The sequence below is a fragment of the Paraburkholderia sp. SIMBA_027 genome, assembly GCF_046535315.1.
In the GTDB taxonomy this organism is placed as follows: Bacteria; Pseudomonadota; Gammaproteobacteria; order Burkholderiales; family Burkholderiaceae; genus Paraburkholderia; species Paraburkholderia tropica.
In genome coordinates this window covers 1-260 of sequence record NZ_JAWRWY010000924.1, presented here as the reverse complement: position 1 = coordinate 260, position 260 = coordinate 1, and the positions used below count along the sequence as shown (strand labels likewise).

The 260-nt window shown below is 53.1% G+C and carries 1 protein-coding gene; it reads left to right on the top strand.

The annotated features are described in order from the left end of the window. Window positions 1-260: phosphoenolpyruvate-utilizing N-terminal domain-containing protein (locus SB764_RS41795; protein ID WP_410867006.1), on the top strand; the 260-nt coding region annotated here is incomplete at both ends.

Here is a 260-nt window from a genome sequence, read left to right as displayed (position 1 = left end):
AACGGCGGCTATTTTCGATCTTTACTCGCACCTGCTTTCGGACACCCGGCTGCGTCGCGAATTGTTTGCCGAGGTTGATAAAGGCTCGGTGGCAGAGTGGGCGGTAAAAACGGTCATTGAAAAATTTGCCGAACAGTTTGCCGCGCTAAGCGATAACTATCTCAAAGAGCGGGCTGGCGATTTACGTGCGCTGGGTCAGCGATTGCTGTTTCATCTTGATGACGCTAATCAAGGGCCGAACGCCTGGCCGGAACGTTTCA